Below are 17,079 nucleotides of genomic sequence, written 5' to 3'. Positions count from 1 at the left end.
AGCTGATCTGACCTTTTTCAAAAACCTAAAGATCTTATCCCAGCGCCATGTGGTAAATCTTTTTATTATATTCAGGATTTGCACCAGGCTGCGATGCTACAAATGCGCCAACTTTGCAGGCATTATCCAAAGTGGTTTCCATGGGATAACCTTGCAAGTAGCAGGCAATAAATGTGGCTAAAAAGGCATCTCCTGCACCAACAGTATCGGCCACCTGTACCTTGTAACCAGGATGTTTAAACAATTTGCCATCTTTTAAAACACAAGCACCCTTATCACCTAGTGTCAGGCAGATGATTTCAATATTGAACTGACTGGAAAGCTGTTTTAACAACTGTTCATCAGTATTGCCCGTTAAACCAAACGATTCTTTTACCCAAACAATTTCATCCTCGTTTATTTTCAGGATATCTGCTTTTGCCAACAGCTCCCCAATTAATTCTTTTGAATAAAAAGGAGCCCGGAGGTTGATGTCGAATATTTTAGTATTGGCATTTTCTATAAGCGCCAGAATGGTTTTTTTAGATTTTTCTTCCCTGCAGGTTAAACTACAATATACCAATGCATCTGCCTGTTTTACAGCTGATGTGTTTTCCCCGGTGATTTTAATCTCATCCCATGCCACGGGTTGTTTAATGGTATAAGTAGCCTGATGATTTTCATCCAGCTGTACTACCACTGTACTGGTTGGTAATTCATGGTTAACTTGAATCAAATCTGTTGCAAAATGATTGCTGGCTAGAAAATTGAATAGCTCTTTGCCGTTTTCATCATTTCCTATGGCACTAATAAAGCGGCTTTCTATCCCTTGTTTGTGTAAATTAAGCGCAACGTTCATGCTCGAGCCGCCAGCTTTTTTGCCTTCTGGAAAAACATCCCAGAGTATTTCGCCAATCGTGATTACTTTGTTTTGCATAGAAGATTTATAGACACGTAAATAAAGAATTTTTACGCATTGAACAAAATAATTTGTTTCATATCTTTAATTTTTACCTCAACTCAATTAACCATGAAAAAAATACTTGTAATTGCATTGTTTTTAGCTTCCTTTAGCGCTTTTGCTCAAAATGTGAAAGATAAACAGGCCATACTTAATTTACTAGAAAAGCAACGTACAGATTGGAACAAAGGTGATGTTGAAGCTTTTATGCAGGGATACGAAAAATCAGATAGTTTACTTTTTGTAGGTAAAAGCGGACCAACTTACGGCTGGCAAAAAACGCTTGATAATTATAAAAAAGGCTACCCGGATAAATCGGCAATGGGTTTTTTAGTATTTGGAATTAAAAAAGTCGATTTTTTAAATCCTGATCTGGCTTTTGTATTGGGCAGCTGGAATGTTAAACGCGAAAAAGACGAACTTAAAGGTTATTTTACCCTCTTAATTAAAAAGATTAAAGGCGAATGGAAAGTAGTTGCCGATCATAGCAGCTAAGTGTGGAAGAGGTGAGATGTAAAATGGATAAGGGAGACAAAGTTGTGTTGGTAGCGAAGTTCCCCTCGTTTCGTCATCATTTGGAGTAACAATCAGGGCTCTTACCTGGAAAAAATGGGGGTGACGTTCAGTGCCTGCTGCATACTATTAGATTTATAATGTGCAATGGCAAGAGTCAGGTGAACTAAGGTGGCTCAGGTGGTCATAAAACTAAAGACTCCGTTATTCAATTAACCACCTAAGGCACCTGAGAACATCTAAGTTGTTAAATTCCTTTTGCAGGGCTGTGCGTAAAATTTACCATTTAAGATCATATAGAACATGTAATCTTATATGACCTTAAATGTCTTATATGGTAAAAAAACACCTAAAATTTCAGCTATTTAAATGAATTCATTATACGCGGAGTGCATCTTGTACCGATTTAAGTATATGTTTTTTTACTTATAGTATGCTTACCTGTTTTACAGGTTGCATCGGCAACGAAGTCGAGAACCGGAAGGCTCAGCGAAGCTAAATCTGTCTATATAGATCTCTCCATTCCACTGCGTTCCAGTCGAGATGACGCCGTTTTTTATTAAGGTCTCTAAAGTTAGGAGATGATGAATTTATTCACCCAGCTTAAAATCCTTATAATAATAATCTTTATCTGCATCTGTTAACTGGCGGATTACCCTGCATGGGTTTCCTGCAGCAAAAACATTATCAGGAATATCCCTTGTAACCACACTTCCTGATCCGATAACCACATTCGATCCGATTTTTACGCCTGGATTAATCACTACATTTCCACCGATCCAAACACTGTTCCCTATGATAACTTCTTGTGCCCATTCGTATTCCTGATCTCTTAAATGCGCATGCATTGGATGACCGGCAGTATAAATGGCTACATTTGGTGCAATAAAAACGCTGTTACCAATACTTACCTTGGCACAATCTAAAATAACAAGGTTAAAGTTTGCATAAAAGTTATCGCCAATTTCGATATTATACCCATAATCGCATCTGAACGGAGGTTCTACATAAAACATTCTTTCTGTTTTTCCGAACAACCTTTTTAATAATTCTTTTCGCTGCTTGATAAATTTTGGTGCAAGGTTATTAAACTCGAAAACGATTTCACGGGCTTTTAATCTTTCTTTCGAAAGTTCTTCGCCTCCAGCCTGATAAGCTTTGCCTGCCAGCATTTTTTGTTTTTCAGTAAGTATATTGGTATCCATTCGTAATCTGATTTTTAATTTGCACTGTGAGTTGCAATAATAACAAAAAACGGGGCTATCGTTACCAATGCCCCGTTGTATTTTAATTTTTTAGTGTTTTTATGGTCTGCCTTTGGCTAAAGCCTTTTCAGCTATTTTAACAGCTTTTTTCTCTCTCCAGTGGGCGTATTTTTCTTTGAAAGTCATTTTAATCAAACTGTCAATTGCACCATGTGTAAATAAGCTCCAAACGCTGGCTACCTTACGTGTAATTGATTGGTCCCAGGCCCTTAAACTAAGTGAGAATGAACCATCCAGATATTTCATCCAGTGCCACATTCCGGTTGGCATAAATAAAGTATCGCCATGCTCTAAGAAAACTTCATAACCTTCAACACCATTTAGTGCCGGAAATTTTTCGAAATCAGGGTTGGCTACATCATAATCTTCCAAAGCATAGGTTGCATTTGGCAGGCAATACAATCTGTCTTTCCATTTATTATCAAATAAAACAATATGTTTCCTACCGCCGAAGTGTGTATGGAAAATATGTGGTAAATCGATATCGTAATGTAAAAACGTTACCGAGTTAGAACCCCCAAAAAACATCGCAGGCATACTTTCAATAAAGCCACCCATTAAATCTTTAGGGATTTTTACATCATTGATTAAACTAGGTACTTTTTTAAACAGGTTAAAAAAGAATATACGCAGTTCGGTTGGCTCACGTTTGATTAAGTCAAGGTAATCGCCAAATTTCATGTGTGCCGTAGCGGCGTTAATTGGTTTTGACGGATCGGCTTTGGAGTTGTCGTAAAGTGGAACTTCAAGCTCGCCACCAATTTCTTTTAGATATTCAGTCGTCCATTTTTCTCTGGCAGGCCAATCTTTAGTTAGGCCTTTGATTACTAACGGACGTTTGGTTTTCAGATAATTTTTCTTAAAATCTTCGGGAGTGATGCTCTCAACGATATCAACAGGTTTTAAAATGAAACTCATGCGCTTAAAATCGGTTATTTGTGCCGAACAACAAATGTGTAAATTTTATTTTACAAAATTGATGTTAACAGGTAAATGTGACTAAAATCACGTAATCTAAATTAGCAAATACTTAACAATTTAATAATTACGCTTCAACTTTATTTTTAACAATTTCAGCATAAGCAGCATCCCAAAGGTCTATCCTTTTTTGTAATGCCTGTTTTGCGGTTTCTTCTGCCTCGGTCCAAAAGGCTTCATCTTTTTCACAAAGCTTCTCCGTCATGGAGAGTGCTAAATGGCTATGGTGATCGCCATCCACTTCTATATGGCGCTCCAGGTAATATTTAAAGATCGAAACTTTGTCAGCCTGCGTGCTATTCAAGTCATTTACCAAGCTAAAAAACATGTTTGGAATTAAATCTTCGCGGCCAAAAGTAAAACTTGATGCCTGTAAATGTGTTTTTCCACTATTAATGGTTTCGAAAGTAGCATTCACGAAATCTTTTGCAGTTGCAGGTACTTCGGCAATTTCAAACGCTTCATTAAAATTTTTGCCATTTTTTAAGGCATTTAAAAAATCATTAATGGGTTTTGTGTTTGCTCCGCATTGATCCATGGCATCTAAATAAAGTTCGAAATGGCTTTTAATGGCGCCACCAGCATCTACATCTGATTCTTCTCCAGCAACAATTTCATTGATCAATTGTCGCGTAACCGGATCACCAACCGGGAACCAAGGCAAGCTGGTGCAGGTAAGGTTAATCTGTAAAGCCTTAAGCAGCGACATAAAATCCCAAACTGCGAAAATATGGTGTTCCATAAAAATGCGGAGGTCTTCCAGTTCACTAATTGCCGAATAAACCTTATGGTTAATAATCTCTTGCCTAAGTGGCTCTATTTCTTTTTGGATTTTTATAATATTGGAATGCATACTTAAGTTTGGTGTATGGAGTGTTGAGTTTGGAATCCAAACCTCATCACCCAATTTAATCGTTCGCTTCTATTCTTTTTGCTGTAGGTACTTATATTGATAGTAGCTACCAAAAGTCTGCGAATTTACGCGGTAAAATTAAGTTATACAACCTTTTATCCCGAGTAATTAATGATGAAAAATTTAGTCAATATTTTTTCTAAATTAAAAAGAGGCTTGGCTTAATCCTCTTTTTTATATAAAAGCACAAACGTTCTGACTTTCGCCAGAACGTTTGTGTTGATGATAAGGATATATTTAAATGTTATTTCGGCATTAAAACAGTATCAACAACATGGATTACACCATTTTTCTGGTAAACATCTGCAATGGTTACAGTACTCATTCCACCTTTTTCGTCTTTTAGAACTAGTTTTTTACCTTCCATCCAAGCCCAAAGTTTACCACCTTCTACTGTTGTAAGTTCGGCTTTGCCACCGCCAGCTTTAATTGCTTTTGCAATTGCTTTGCTATCCATTTTACCGGCAACAACGTGATAAGTTAAAATTTTAGTCAGGGTTGCTTTGTTTTCTGGTTTAACCAGGTTGTTTACAGTTCCTGCAGGAAGTTTATCAAACGCAGCGTTTGTTGGTGCAAAAACAGTAAAAGGACCAGCACTTTTTAAAGTTTCAACTAAACCTGCAGCTTTAACTGCTGCCACCAAAGTAGTGTGGTCTTTTGAATTTATTGCATTGTCTACAATATCTTTAGTTGCATACATTGCTGCGCCACCAACCATTGGATTTTTCTGAGCGTAAACTTGTGTTGTGAATGCCATTGTAATTACGGCGAATACGGATAAGATTAAATTTTTCATTATTTCTAATTTTAAGTTTCTGTTATTTGATTCCATTTACGACGGCTTACAGATACTTGGTTTTTAGAAATGAAAATTATTATTTAATAATTTGATTATGAGGTTGTTAATTTTTGTTTTTTTGATTTGTAAAAATGAGGTAGTGGTTCTTCGGGTAGGCGGTTCCCGTTTTTCGCTTAATCTTTTGGCTATTCTTCGACTACGCTCAGAATAACACCAAAAGTATATCGCTTCAACCGGGTTTAGTTAAGTTGGTTTTATTTCTATTCGCTTGCTTTTTGAAATCCGCGATTTACGCTTAACGCCAACCGCAAAACGCCTGGTTAATTCACCTTCGCTGTTCTCACCTTTTTAGAAAAAATATTTGGGAAAAAACGTTTCAATAAGACCGCTTTCGTTTCTTTTCCACCAATATAAACTTCTTCTTTTTTATTATGGATGGCCTGTACAATCTGTTTGGCACAATCGGCAGGTGTCATCGCATTTTCATGTGCTTCGCCCATGACATTTAATGGCTTCCCATCTGCGGTAAGTGCATTGTAGGTGACATTTGTTTTGATAAAGCCTGGACAGATAATCGTAATATCGATGTTTTTGTCGTAAACTTCTGATCGGAGCGAATCAAAATAACCATGTAATGCATGTTTAGAAGCAGCATAAGTAGAACGGAATTTTGTGCCGAATTTTCCAACCAAACTGCTGATGACGGCAATTTGTCCACCACCATTTGCAATCATTGAGGGTAAAACTGCTTTGCTCAATGCTACCGTTCCCCAAAAATTGGTATTCATAATTTGTTGTTCAGTTTCCAGGTTGGTTTCTAAGGCTAAACTTCGCTGGCTCACACCTCCGCTATTGATCAATAGATCTATCTTACCAAAAATACGGATGGCATCGGCAGCTTTGTTTTCGAGTGTAGTTGTTTCGCTTAAATCGAATGGGAGAACGTGAACATTAAAGGAATTTTGGCAGTTTCCTTTAACGCGGAACAATTCGTCACGGTTTCTTCCTGAAATAATCAGTTTGTTGCCTGCTTTAAAATATTCATATACCAGGGCTTCACCAATACCTGATGATGCGCCTGTGATCCATACAATTTTTGACATATATTTTAATTAATTATTGAATGAGTGAGTTTTGAATGAGTGAATGTTGTTTTGATCGCTAAATCAGTCATTCTCTAATTCAATCCTTCTCAATTCACTCATTCATCTCCTACAATAAATAATTCAGAAGCAATATGATCGGCAAATAATTTCCCGTTCTGACTTAAACAAATCTTATCGCCATCAACCATCAGCCAGTCTTTATCTCCGAAATTTTTAAGATTATGTTTTGTCTCTTCTAAAAAATCTTTACCGAAATCGGCATTTATTTTTTGTAAATCAGTTCCCCACATGGTTCTGAGCGAAGTCATGATGTACTCGTTAAACCTGTCGTTTAAACTCAGTTCCTCAACAATTTCAGGAAGTTTGTTATGGCCTAACGTTTCCATATACAGGGTGTTATTGGCGGGGTTCATATAACGGTTCTGACCATTAAAGCCATGTGCCGATGGACCGATGCCGACATAATCTACACCTTTCCAGTAATTGGTGTTGTGCACGGCATAGTGCTTTGGCCTAGCAAAATTCGAAATTTCATAGTGTTCAAATCCGGCATCAATCAGTTTATCCATTAAAATGACAAACTGAGCTGCACTTTGGTTATCGCTTACGGGCGTTTGTTTTTTGCTTTTTATGGCATGAGCTAAAGCTGTCCGGGGTTCTACCGTGAGTGCATAGGCAGAAATATGCGGAACCTCAAGCTCAATTGCCTTTTGGATATTGTTCAGCCATTTTTGATCCGTTAATAAAGGATATCCGTAAATCAGATCAAGTGTTAAGTTTTCAAAACCAGCATCCTGACTTCTCCTGATGCAGTCTTCCGCTTCTTGGGCTTGGTGTGCCCTGTTCATCCAGATCAGGTCTTCATCATAAAAAGATTGAATACCCACACTAAAGCGGTTAACCGGCAACTGTTTCAGTTCTTTTAATTTCTGGCTGGTTAAATCATCTGGATTAGTTTCGATGGTAATTTCTGCGTTTGCGTCAACAGAAAAAGTATGGTTAATGGCATCAAAAATTTTTTGCAAAGCCACCTGAGATAAAATTGAAGGGGTGCCACCACCCAAATAAATGCTTCCCACCTGACCGCTAATCCGGTCTTTTTTCATTTTTATTTCCTTACAAATAGCCTCAACCATTTCGTCAGCATATTTTAGTGAGGTGCTGAAATGAAAATCGCAATAGTGACAAGCCTTTTTACAAAAAGGAATATGAATATAGATACCGGACATTGATGCAAAGATAGCGAAGTTAAATTTTCTTTATTGTCATAAATATATGATCGGTGATTAGGGATATGAAATTATTAATTCATAAATTAAGTAAAGTGATAGCTTTACTTTTTAATTGTATTTGTCAAGTAATAGCTTTACTTTTGTTTTGGTGAAGTAAAGTAATAGCTTTACTTTCTATGATATGGGAAAAAAATCACTAATGCTGCAACAACTAAATGGAAAACTTTTAAGTTTTGCACCTTTGAGCAGAATTGCAATTCCACCAAGTGGTTGGATTAAAGCGATCCGGAATACGTTAGGTATGTCCATGCAACAATTGGCTAATAAATTATCTATTAGTAAGCAAGGAGTTTCAGACATAGAAAAAAGAGAAGTCGATGGTTCGATTACCATAAAGTCTCTTAGGGAATTGGGTAGGGTTTTAGACATGGAACTTGTTTATGGTTTTGTGCCTAAGGATGGATCATTAGAGGCAATGATTGAAAAAAAGTCGAATGAATTGGCTACAAAAATTGTGCTTCGTACCTCGAATACCATGCAGCTGGAAGATCAGGGTAATACTAAAGAAAGGATTGAGAAGGCTATAAAAGAAAGGACTGAAGAAATTAAAAACGAACTGCCTAAGGTTTTATGGGATTAGATTTGAACTATATTGATGGGCAAACCCCTTTGGATGAAGAAGAAAAAGAAGGTTTGCTCATTTCTACTATTGCAACCAGAGAAGAACTCGATGAATTTGAACAACAAAATATCGAAGAAGCTATAAAATGGACGCTAGGCAAGAAGTTTAAACCTGAAAAATTATTAACTGAGGCTTTTATTAAAGATATACATAAGCGGATGTATAAAGATGTTTGGAAATGGGCAGGTGCATTCCGCAAAACAAATAAAAACATCGGCGTAGACAGATGGCAGGTTGCCATTGAATTAAAGAATTTATTAGAAGATACCATATTCTGGATTGAAAATAATACTTATTCTCCTGATGAAATAGCCATCCGCTTTAAACATCGGATAGTAAGTGTACATTGTTTTTCTAATGGAAATGGCAGGCATAGCAGGTTATTGGCAGATATTATCATTGAAAAGCTATTTCATGGGATGGTGTTTACCTGGGGAGCTGAAAATCTTTCGAAGGAAAGTGAGAATAGGAGAGGATATCTTAATTCATTGAAACTGGCAGATAAAGGCGATTACACAGAACTTCTTCTGTTTGCAAGGTCGTAATAGATCTGCATATTCATCAATCCATTTATTTTCTTTAGGTAAACCATGATTATTCGACTACTTTTGCATCCTTAAGTTTTGATTTACAGCATGCCGAAATTTATTTTCTTTTTATTTGCGTTTGTATGCGCTGCTAATTTTGTAGCAGCACAAAAAAATCCTGTTCAAAGTGATAGTATAGCTGCAAATCAATACCAATATAAAAGATATCGGCCTGATTCTGCAACATTGGCCAAACAGAAGTTTGCTACCGATTCTTTAATTCATCACACCTGGGTACTTCCTGATCGTTTAATTAATAAAAGCGCACTTTTAGATACTATTGAAAAGGAATATCTTTCTCCAAAGCTGGATTTATGGGCGTGGCACAAGAAATACCAGCATTTAAAGAAAAAAGCTAATCCTTACCAGTTGGGTACAAAAATCCCTAAGGGAAACGTAGGTTTGCTGGGCTTTATTTTTGGTATGCTCATCATCTTTGCGATTCTAAAAAATGCTTTTTCGAAGCAACTATCGGCAATCGTTCAATCGTTTTTCAGTAACAGGATATTGAATAATATTAACAAAGAAGATAACCTGTTTAGCTCATGGCCATTTTTGTTGCTTTTTGTGCAGTTTGGCTTCGTTTTTGGGATGTTCTTTTTTCTGGTGGCCCAGTGGAATGATATGTATCAGGCTAAAGATGGATTTAAATTTTTCTTTAGTATATCCATTACTATAATTGTTTTTTATGCGCTAAAATTAATCCTCCTGCGCTTTTTAGGTTACTTATTTAATGTGCAGAAACCGGTAGGCGAATATATCTCAATTTTATACCTCAGCTACTTCAATGCCTCATTACTGTTTATTCCTTTAGTGGTTGCTTTTGCCCTATCACCACTTAAATATGGTTTAGTTTATATCGTATTGGCATTCTTGTTATTAGGCATCATTTTTACATTTCAGCTTTTGCGGGCTGGCATAACGATACTTTCTAACAATAAGTTTTCTAAAATGCATTTATTTTTGTACTTTTGCGCCCTCGAAATATGTCCCGTCTTAATACTAATTAAAACGATAGGACTGTAGCAGGAAAAGGAAAATGCAAGAAAAGAACGACTCTAGAATCCGCAAAGTAAAAAGTATTTTGGTTACTTTACCAAAACCTGAAACAGAAAAATCTCCTTACTACGATTTGGCCAAAAAACACAACTTAAAAGTTGATTTCAGGTCTTTTATTCATGTTGAAGGTGTACCAGCAAGAGACTTTAGAAAGGATAAGATTAACCTGGCCGATTTTACGGCAGTGATTTTTACCAGCCGTAATGCCGCAGATCATTTTTTTAGAATCTGTGAAGAAATGCGTTATGAGGTGCCGGCAGAATTAAAATATTTCTGTCTTTCTGAAACCATTGCTTTGTATTTGCAAAAATATATCCAATACAGAAAGCGTAAAATCTTTTTTGGTAAACAAACTGCAGCTGATTTGGCAGAGGTGTTAAAGAAGCATGCAAACGAAAAGTTTTTATATCCTTGCTCTGATATGGCTACCGAAGACACCATGAAGTTTTTGGAAAAAAGCGGATATAATTTTACACCTGCAGTTTTATTTAGGACCGTAGTAAGTGATCTATCTGATTTAGCTGAAGTATTCTACGATGTTATCGCGTTTTTTAGTCCTTCAAGTATTCAGTCGTTGTTTAAAAATTTTCCCGATTTTAAACAGAATAATACCCGGATTGCTGCTTTTGGAACCAATACCAGTAAAGCTTGTGCCGATATGGATTTGATCGTGGATATTGCTGCGCCAACCCCAGGCGTTCCATCAATGACAATGGCCATTGAAAATTATATTAAAATATCTAATAAATAATACGATAAGCAATTTATTATAAGTCGACACAATAAATGCGTAACTTAATTGTTAATAAGAGGGTTACGCATATTGTATGAAAACGTATAAAGTTGTTCATTTAATTTAAAATTTGCTTTTATAGATAATTTCAGTGATTTTTGATAAAATTGCTCCTAATCGTGCTATGCACACTATAAACATATGAAGAAAATCTACCTTCTAGCTATTGTAGGTATAACTGTAATGCTAGCAAGCTGTGGCCAGGGTGGTCAAGGTGAGCTGGTTGGTGCTTATAACCGAAAATTTAAAAACGATAGAATCCCATTAGGAATGGTTTATGTACCACCAGGACATACCCCGCTAGGAGGTTCGGATGAAGATATTACTTTCTCTCAGAATGGACCAAGTAAAATGGTTACCATTAGTGCATTCTTCATGGATCAGACTGAAATTTCCAATGCAGAATATCGCCAGTTTACCAACTGGGTACGCGATTCGATTGCAATTGTGATGATGGGCAATCCGCAACAATTTATGATTACCCCAAGGGGAAATGCTGCAGCTGCTGTAGGTGGAGAAAAATATATCGATTGGAAAAAGGTTGGACCAAACGGTGCCAACATTTGGCGTAATAAAGGCAGGGGCGCAGCAGCAGCCCAAGTGAGCCAACTAGACGGTATGTATTACTCTGGTTTGGATGCGCTTCCGGGCAAGAAAGAATTAGATGTTCGTAAATTCGAATATTCTTATGCTGAGTTAAATATGGAGAAAGCTGCTATTGGACATAAAGATCCAAACAGCAAACGCCAGGATTATATTGATCGTTATACCGTTGCTATTTACCCTGATACAATGGTATGGAAAACAGATTATTCTTATTCACAAAACGATCCTATGGTACGTGGTTACTACAACCACCCTTCTTACGATAATTATCCTGTAGTTGGTGTAAGCTGGGAGCAGGCAAAAGCATTCTCTCACTGGAGAACAAGATTGTACGATGGAGTTGCTACAGCAAGAAAATTGCCAGCAGGATCAAGGTCAGACTATAGATTACCAGCTGAAACAGAATTCGAATATGCTGCAAGAGGCGGTAATACCAAAACCAAATATCCTTGGGGAGGTCCTTACATCAGGAATACAAAAGGATGTTTGCAGGCTAACTTTAAACCAGGTCGTGGTGATTATTCGAGCGATGGTGGTATTTATACCGTAGGCGTGAGATCATATTTCCCTAATGATTATGGTTTGTATAACATGGCAGGTAACGTTTCCGAATGGACTTTAACTGCATATAACAAAGGGGCTAGTCCATTATTGCATGACTTAAACCCGAACTTTACTTATGATGCTGGTGCAAACGACAGCAAATACAAAAAACGTAAAGTTGTTAAAGGCGGTTCCTGGAAAGATACAGGCTATTTTCTTCAAAACGCTGTAGCAACATACGAATATCAGGATACACAAAGGTCATATATAGGTTTCAGGTGCGTTTCATCTTACCCTGGCACCGATTTAAGACGTTAAACCGAACAAAAAAACTAAAGAAAAACATCAAACTTTATGGCAGCAAAGAAACAACCAGGCTGGTTACACGTAGCGATTTCATGGGGAGCAAGTATTGTAATTATCGGAGCATTATTTAAAATTACGCATCTTGGTGGATCATGGGCAAATTTAATTATAGGCGTTGGTCTAGGAGTAGAGGCTTTATTATTCTTTTTAACAGGTTTCTTCCCGCCAGAGCCAGAACCAGCATGGGAAAGAGTTTATCCTGAACTACAAGAAGATTTTAAAGGAGAATTACCAACAGCTTCAGCAAGACCTGTTGCAGCTGTTGCACCAGCCAATACAGCAGCTTTAGATAAAATGTTGTCTGACGCTAAAATTGGTCCGGAATTGATCGAAAGCCTGGGTGCTGGCTTGCGTACCTTTGGTGATAAGGTAGCAACGATTTCTAATGTTGCAGATGCATCTACTGCAACAAACGAATTTACAGGTAAGATTAAAACAGCATCAGCTGGTTTTGATAATTTAAGTGCATCTTTTGAAAAAGCTACGGCTAATTTAAAAGCAATGGGCGAAAGCAATGTAGATTCTCAGGCTTACCACGATCAGGTTAACAATTTGGCTAAGAACTTATCGGCTTTAAATGCTGTTTACGAAGTGGAATTAAAAGATTCGAGTGCACATCTAAAATCGATGAACGAATTCTATTCAAACTTATCATTAACCATGCAGAACTTTAGCGAATCAATGGAAGATTCTAAACAGTTTAAGGAAGAGGTGAATAAGCTGGCTAAAAACCTGTCATCGCTTAATGCAATTTATGGCAATATGTTATCGGCTATGAATAGCCCTCGTGTATAATTTGTTTAGTTTTTAATTTTTAAAGAAAGCTACATCAAATATGGCAGGCGGAAAAGAAACAACAAGGCAGCGGATGATCAATATCATGTATTTGGTATTGTTAGCCATGCTCGCCTTAAACGTATCAGATACCATTTTAGATGCATTCAAAAATATCAACGATAGTTTGGATACATCTAAAAACAATGTAAATACAAGTATTAATCAGCTGTTTTCTGCCTTCGAAAATTCGAAGTTGAAAGAAGAGCCGGCACGCGCTCAGCCTATTTATGATAAGGCTAAAGAAGCTCAGAAAGCTGCTGATGACTTAAATAATTATATTGAAAGTATTAAAAAGGAATTTACTCAGGCAGGTGACGGAATCGATCCTGAAACTGAGGATTTGGTAAATAGATCTAATCAGGATATTGCACAGAATATCATGATTAATCAAAAGAAAGCTGATGAGCTAAAGAAGCGAATTAATGCGACTAGAGAGAAATTAATCTCTTTATTAGATCCTGCAGATAGAGCGAATGTTTCTTTCTCTCTTGAAGCTAAAGATCCGGAAAGAAAAAGAAAGGGCAATTGGCAAGAAACTTACTTCGGTGAAGGAACGCCGTTAACCGCTGCCATGACTATTTTAACCAAACTGCAAACGGACACTAAAAATGCTGAAGCAGAAGTTGTGAAAAAATTGTTTGGAAATATGGATAAAGCGCAAGTTAACTTGGATCAGTTTGCAGCAGTTGCAGTAGCGCCTACTTCTTATGTAATCCAGGGACAACCTTATACCGCTGAAGTATTTTTAACAGCTAGCGATTCTAGATCAACTCCTGATATTACCGTTAATGGAAGTAAATTATCCGTTAAAGATGGTAAAGGAACTTATACAGGCGGCACCAGTAGCGTTGGTCAATTTACCTGGGTGGGTACTGTTCGTGTTCGTCAAACTGATGGACAGGTAAAGGAATACAGAACTCAACCGCAAACTTATCAGGTCGCAAAACCATCAGCATCCGTTTCTTCAACAAAACTGAATGTAATTTATGCGGGTATTGCTAATCCATTTACAGTATCGGCGGCAGGTTTTCCATTGGAAAGTGTTCGTGCTTCCATTTCTGGAGGTTCGATGAGTGGAGGCAACGGGAACTTTAATGTAAACGTTCCAGGTAGCATGGTTGGTCAGGAAGTATCCATTAATGTATCCGCAAATAACGCTGGCAAAACCATTAGCTTAGGCTCACAAAAATTCAGGGTGAAAGCCATTCCGGCACCGGTTGCCAAAGTTGGTGGACGTGCAGGTGGCGATATCGCTTCGGTACAGTTAAAGAGCGAAACCGAAATTGAAGCAGATCTGGATGATTTTCCTTTCGATGTTAAGTTTAAAATACAACGTTATAAATTAACAATTATTAAACCACGTTCCGATGCCGTTACCATTGCTGGTAGTGGTGGAAATTTCGCTGGTGCAGTTAAAGGTGCTATAAACTCAATTACGCCTGGAACAAGGGTGTTTTTTGAAGATATTGTTTCTGTAGGACCAGATGGTCGTCAAAGAATTTTGCCTTCATTAGCGTTTAGTGTAAAATAAAAAGAAGATGAAAAGGACTTTAAGTATTGCTATTTTAGTTTTGTTAACTGCGTTTGCTTTTGCACAAAAAAAGCCGACCAAATTAGCGCCAAAGAAGGCTGCGCCAATAGTTGCTGCTCCTGCAGCAGATACGGTGAAAGCTCCCGTTAAAATAGCTAAAAAGAAATTAAAGGTACCACCTAAAGATGGTTTCTATGCCCGTAAGGACATTGACAGTACTGAAATGGTTCCTTTGGCTGATGTGAGGGAGGAGGATGTTTTTTATGCAAAAAGGATCTGGAGAGAAATTGATTTACGTGATACGGTTAACTCGGCCTTAAAATCGCCTAAATCACGACTAATTGATGTTTTGATTGCAGCAATTAAAAAAGACGAACTAACAGCATACTCGCCAATTGATAGTGCCTTAAACGAAGATGATGCTTTCCTTAATCCAATGTCTGCAGATTCTGCAGCTAAATCAGCTTTAGGAACAGCAGAGGTTTCGAACAATAAAACCGGAATGGTTACTACGGTTGTTAATGATTTTAACCCAGAGTTATTCCTGAAATTCAGAATAAAAGAAGACTGGATTTTCGATACCAAGCGTTCTATTTTCGAACCGCGTATTGTGGGTATAGCACCATTAAAATACAACGAGGTTTCCAAACAATGGCAACCTGTGTTTTGGGTATACTATCCGGAAGCCAGGGAAATTTTAACAAAGAAGCGTTTGATTAATACCAATAATGATGCTTCATCATTAAGTTTCGATGATTTCTTTATTCGCCGCTTATTCAGTAGTTATATTGTAAAAGAGTCAAATCCCGGAGACAATAAAATCAGAGACATTATTAGCGATCCCAGGGAAAGGTTGTACGAATCAGAAAGAATTAAAAAATCTGTTCTCGATTACGAACAAGGTCTTTGGGAATATTAAAATATTGCAAAAAGCTTCGATGAAAATCGGAGCTTTTTTGGTAACAGTATTTTATACTGAAATAAGTTAACATCCAAGTTGACTTAATGTGAAAAAGTAAAAGAACAGTATCCCAGGAATAGCCAGTAATTACGACCATTTTTAATAGTATTACTTGCGCAATTCGTTAAAATATAGCATCTTAAGTTGTCCTATTTATAATGGAAGCAGTTCTAATTCTTATATTTTGGTGATGTAACAATTCTAAGCAAGGGTTGTCGAATCAACATGAAGAAACTGCCTGCCATTATATTGTTGCTACTATTAATAGTCACTCTTAAGAGCTATTCCCAATTACAAACATTAAGTGGGAGAAAACTGAATGTCGAATACTTGGATAAGTATATTAGGAAACAAATGGATTCGCTTGCCATGCCGGGCTTATCATTTGCACTTATTAATAAGGGTAAGGTTGTTTATCACAGATCCTATGGTGTAACAAATTTAGAGACCAAATTAAAAGTTGATGATCAATCGATCTTTGAGGCAGCATCTATGTCTAAAACTGTGTTTACTTATTTCGTACTTAGAATGGTTGATAAAAAGCTACTAGAACTGGATACACCATTATATCGTTATATGGCATATAAAGACATTGAAAAAGATGACCGTTATAAATTAATTACTGCTCGGATGGTATTGTCGCATACTACAGGATTCCCTAATTGGCGTTATTTTGACAAGCGTGATGAAAACATTTATAAATATGGTGAATTATATCTCAAATTTACCCCGGGTACGCAATTTGCCTATTCTGGTGAAGGTTACCTTTACTTATCGCTGGTTGTCGCTCATTTAAACGGCTTATCTATTCAGACATTGGATCCTCTTTTCCAAAAGGAAGTGGCTAAACCATTGCATATGACACATACATGGTTTAGCGGCAACGACTATATAAGTGCTCATAAAGTTCAGGGACATGCAAATGGCAAGATGACAAAAAAAGGGTGGCCTACCGCTTTTCCAGAGCAAGATTCAACATGGTTTGACGCAGCTGCAGGATTGCATACGGAAGCATTAGATTTTTCCGCATTTCTAATAGGTTTAATGAAAGGTAAGGGCTTGTCTAAGCCCATTCTAAATGAAATGTTTAAGCAACAGGTTGTTTTAGACAAAACTACACCACATTACATTGTTAATGGCGATACTGCTTGGGGTTTGGGAATAGCGATAAAACCAGTTACGTACGGAACTATCTATGAACATGGGGGCAATAATGGAGATTTTCAATCAGGGTTTAAAATTAACAGGGCTAATCAAAACGGATATGTTTTTTTTACAAATTGCGAACGGGGAGTTGCATTCAATAATAGAATTGCTGAACTATTAATTAAATGAACAATTACTTAGTGAAGTTATGAAAAACTGGAA

At 37.1% G+C, this 17,079-nt stretch carries 17 protein-coding genes; 10 read left to right on the top strand and 7 right to left on the bottom strand.

Annotated elements, in window-relative coordinates; translation table 11 throughout:
- Window positions 1–34 precede the first annotated feature (34 nt).
- The gene (locus tag IM793_RS19435; RefSeq protein WP_193424218.1) at window positions 35–916 is read right to left on the bottom strand and encodes a carbohydrate kinase family protein; all 882 of its coding nucleotides are present in this window, start codon (window positions 914–916) and stop codon (window positions 35–37) included.
- A gap of 93 nt (window positions 917–1,009) precedes the next feature.
- On the opposite strand from IM793_RS19435, the gene IM793_RS19430 reads away from it, so the two are divergent.
- Window positions 1,010–1,435, top strand: a complete 426-nt coding sequence (locus IM793_RS19430) for a DUF4440 domain-containing protein (RefSeq protein WP_193424217.1) — start codon at window positions 1,010–1,012, stop codon at window positions 1,433–1,435.
- Between the two features lie 608 nt (window positions 1,436–2,043).
- On the opposite strand, the gene IM793_RS19425 is transcribed toward IM793_RS19430, so the two are convergent.
- From IM793_RS19425 to hemW, 6 genes are all read right to left on the bottom strand, one after another.
- The gene (locus IM793_RS19425) at window positions 2,044–2,658 is read right to left on the bottom strand and encodes a sugar O-acetyltransferase (RefSeq protein WP_193424215.1); all 615 of its coding nucleotides are present in this window, start codon (window positions 2,656–2,658) and stop codon (window positions 2,044–2,046) included.
- Between the two features lie 99 nt (window positions 2,659–2,757).
- Window positions 2,758–3,636 carry a cupin-like domain-containing protein gene (locus tag IM793_RS19420; protein ID WP_131529445.1) on the bottom strand — a complete coding sequence of 293 codons (879 nt, stop codon included), beginning with the start codon at window positions 3,634–3,636 and terminating at the stop codon, window positions 2,758–2,760.
- Between the two features lie 127 nt (window positions 3,637–3,763).
- A complete protein-coding gene (locus IM793_RS19415) occupies window positions 3,764–4,549 on the bottom strand; it encodes a DUF3050 domain-containing protein (RefSeq protein WP_193424213.1) in 786 nt (261 codons plus the stop codon).
- A gap of 304 nt (window positions 4,550–4,853) precedes the next feature.
- Window positions 4,854–5,405, bottom strand: a complete 552-nt coding sequence (locus IM793_RS19410) for a fasciclin domain-containing protein (RefSeq protein WP_193424211.1) — start codon at window positions 5,403–5,405, stop codon at window positions 4,854–4,856.
- 323 nt (window positions 5,406–5,728) lie between these two features.
- The gene (locus IM793_RS19405; RefSeq protein ID WP_193424209.1) at window positions 5,729–6,511 is read right to left on the bottom strand and encodes an SDR family oxidoreductase; all 783 of its coding nucleotides are present in this window, start codon (window positions 6,509–6,511) and stop codon (window positions 5,729–5,731) included.
- A gap of 98 nt (window positions 6,512–6,609) precedes the next feature.
- Window positions 6,610–7,743, bottom strand: a complete 1,134-nt coding sequence (hemW, locus tag IM793_RS19400) for a radical SAM family heme chaperone HemW (protein ID WP_193424207.1) — start codon at window positions 7,741–7,743, stop codon at window positions 6,610–6,612.
- A gap of 184 nt (window positions 7,744–7,927) precedes the next feature.
- On the opposite strand from hemW, the gene IM793_RS19395 reads away from it, so the two are divergent.
- The 9 genes from IM793_RS19395 to IM793_RS19355 all read left to right on the top strand — a co-directional run bounded on the left by IM793_RS19395 (window position 7,928) and on the right by IM793_RS19355 (window position 17,046).
- Window positions 7,928–8,386 (top strand): mobile mystery protein A, encoded by a 459-nt coding sequence (locus IM793_RS19395; RefSeq protein ID WP_193424206.1) that lies wholly within the window; start codon window positions 7,928–7,930, stop codon window positions 8,384–8,386.
- Window positions 8,377–8,973, top strand: coding sequence for a mobile mystery protein B (locus tag IM793_RS19390; protein ID WP_193424205.1), 597 nt, complete (start codon window positions 8,377–8,379; stop codon window positions 8,971–8,973). Before IM793_RS19395 ends, IM793_RS19390 begins: the two co-directional genes overlap by 10 nt.
- A gap of 90 nt (window positions 8,974–9,063) precedes the next feature.
- Window positions 9,064–10,041 (top strand): DUF4271 domain-containing protein, encoded by a 978-nt coding sequence (locus IM793_RS19385; RefSeq protein WP_193424204.1) that lies wholly within the window; start codon window positions 9,064–9,066, stop codon window positions 10,039–10,041.
- A 13-nt stretch (window positions 10,042–10,054) separates the two neighbouring features.
- On the top strand, window positions 10,055–10,825 hold the full coding sequence (locus tag IM793_RS19380; RefSeq protein ID WP_193424203.1) for a uroporphyrinogen-III synthase: 771 nt from the start codon (window positions 10,055–10,057) through the stop codon (window positions 10,823–10,825).
- Between the two features lie 183 nt (window positions 10,826–11,008).
- Entirely contained in the window at window positions 11,009–12,334 is a 1,326-nt protein-coding gene (locus IM793_RS19375; RefSeq protein ID WP_193424202.1) for an SUMF1/EgtB/PvdO family nonheme iron enzyme, read from the top strand.
- Window positions 12,335–12,370: 36 nt separating this feature from the next.
- Window positions 12,371–13,177: a gliding motility protein GldL gene (gene gldL, locus IM793_RS19370; RefSeq protein WP_193424201.1), complete on the top strand. Its 807-nt coding sequence runs from the start codon at window positions 12,371–12,373 to the stop codon at window positions 13,175–13,177.
- Between the two features lie 40 nt (window positions 13,178–13,217).
- On the top strand, window positions 13,218–14,750 hold the full coding sequence (gene gldM / locus IM793_RS19365) for a gliding motility protein GldM (protein ID WP_193424200.1): 1,533 nt from the start codon (window positions 13,218–13,220) through the stop codon (window positions 14,748–14,750).
- 7 nt (window positions 14,751–14,757) lie between these two features.
- Window positions 14,758–15,669, top strand: a complete 912-nt coding sequence (gldN, locus tag IM793_RS19360; RefSeq protein ID WP_193424199.1) for a gliding motility protein GldN — start codon at window positions 14,758–14,760, stop codon at window positions 15,667–15,669.
- Between the two features lie 267 nt (window positions 15,670–15,936).
- Window positions 15,937–17,046 (top strand): serine hydrolase, encoded by a 1,110-nt coding sequence (locus tag IM793_RS19355; protein ID WP_193424198.1) that lies wholly within the window; start codon window positions 15,937–15,939, stop codon window positions 17,044–17,046.
- Window positions 17,047–17,079 lie beyond the last annotated feature (33 nt).

Source organism: Pedobacter sp. MR2016-19 (genome assembly GCF_014947265.1).
GTDB lineage: Bacteria > Bacteroidota > Bacteroidia > Sphingobacteriales > Sphingobacteriaceae > Pedobacter.
Note: the sequence above shows the minus strand (reverse complement) of the source record. Positions and strands in the feature narration are given on the sequence as shown.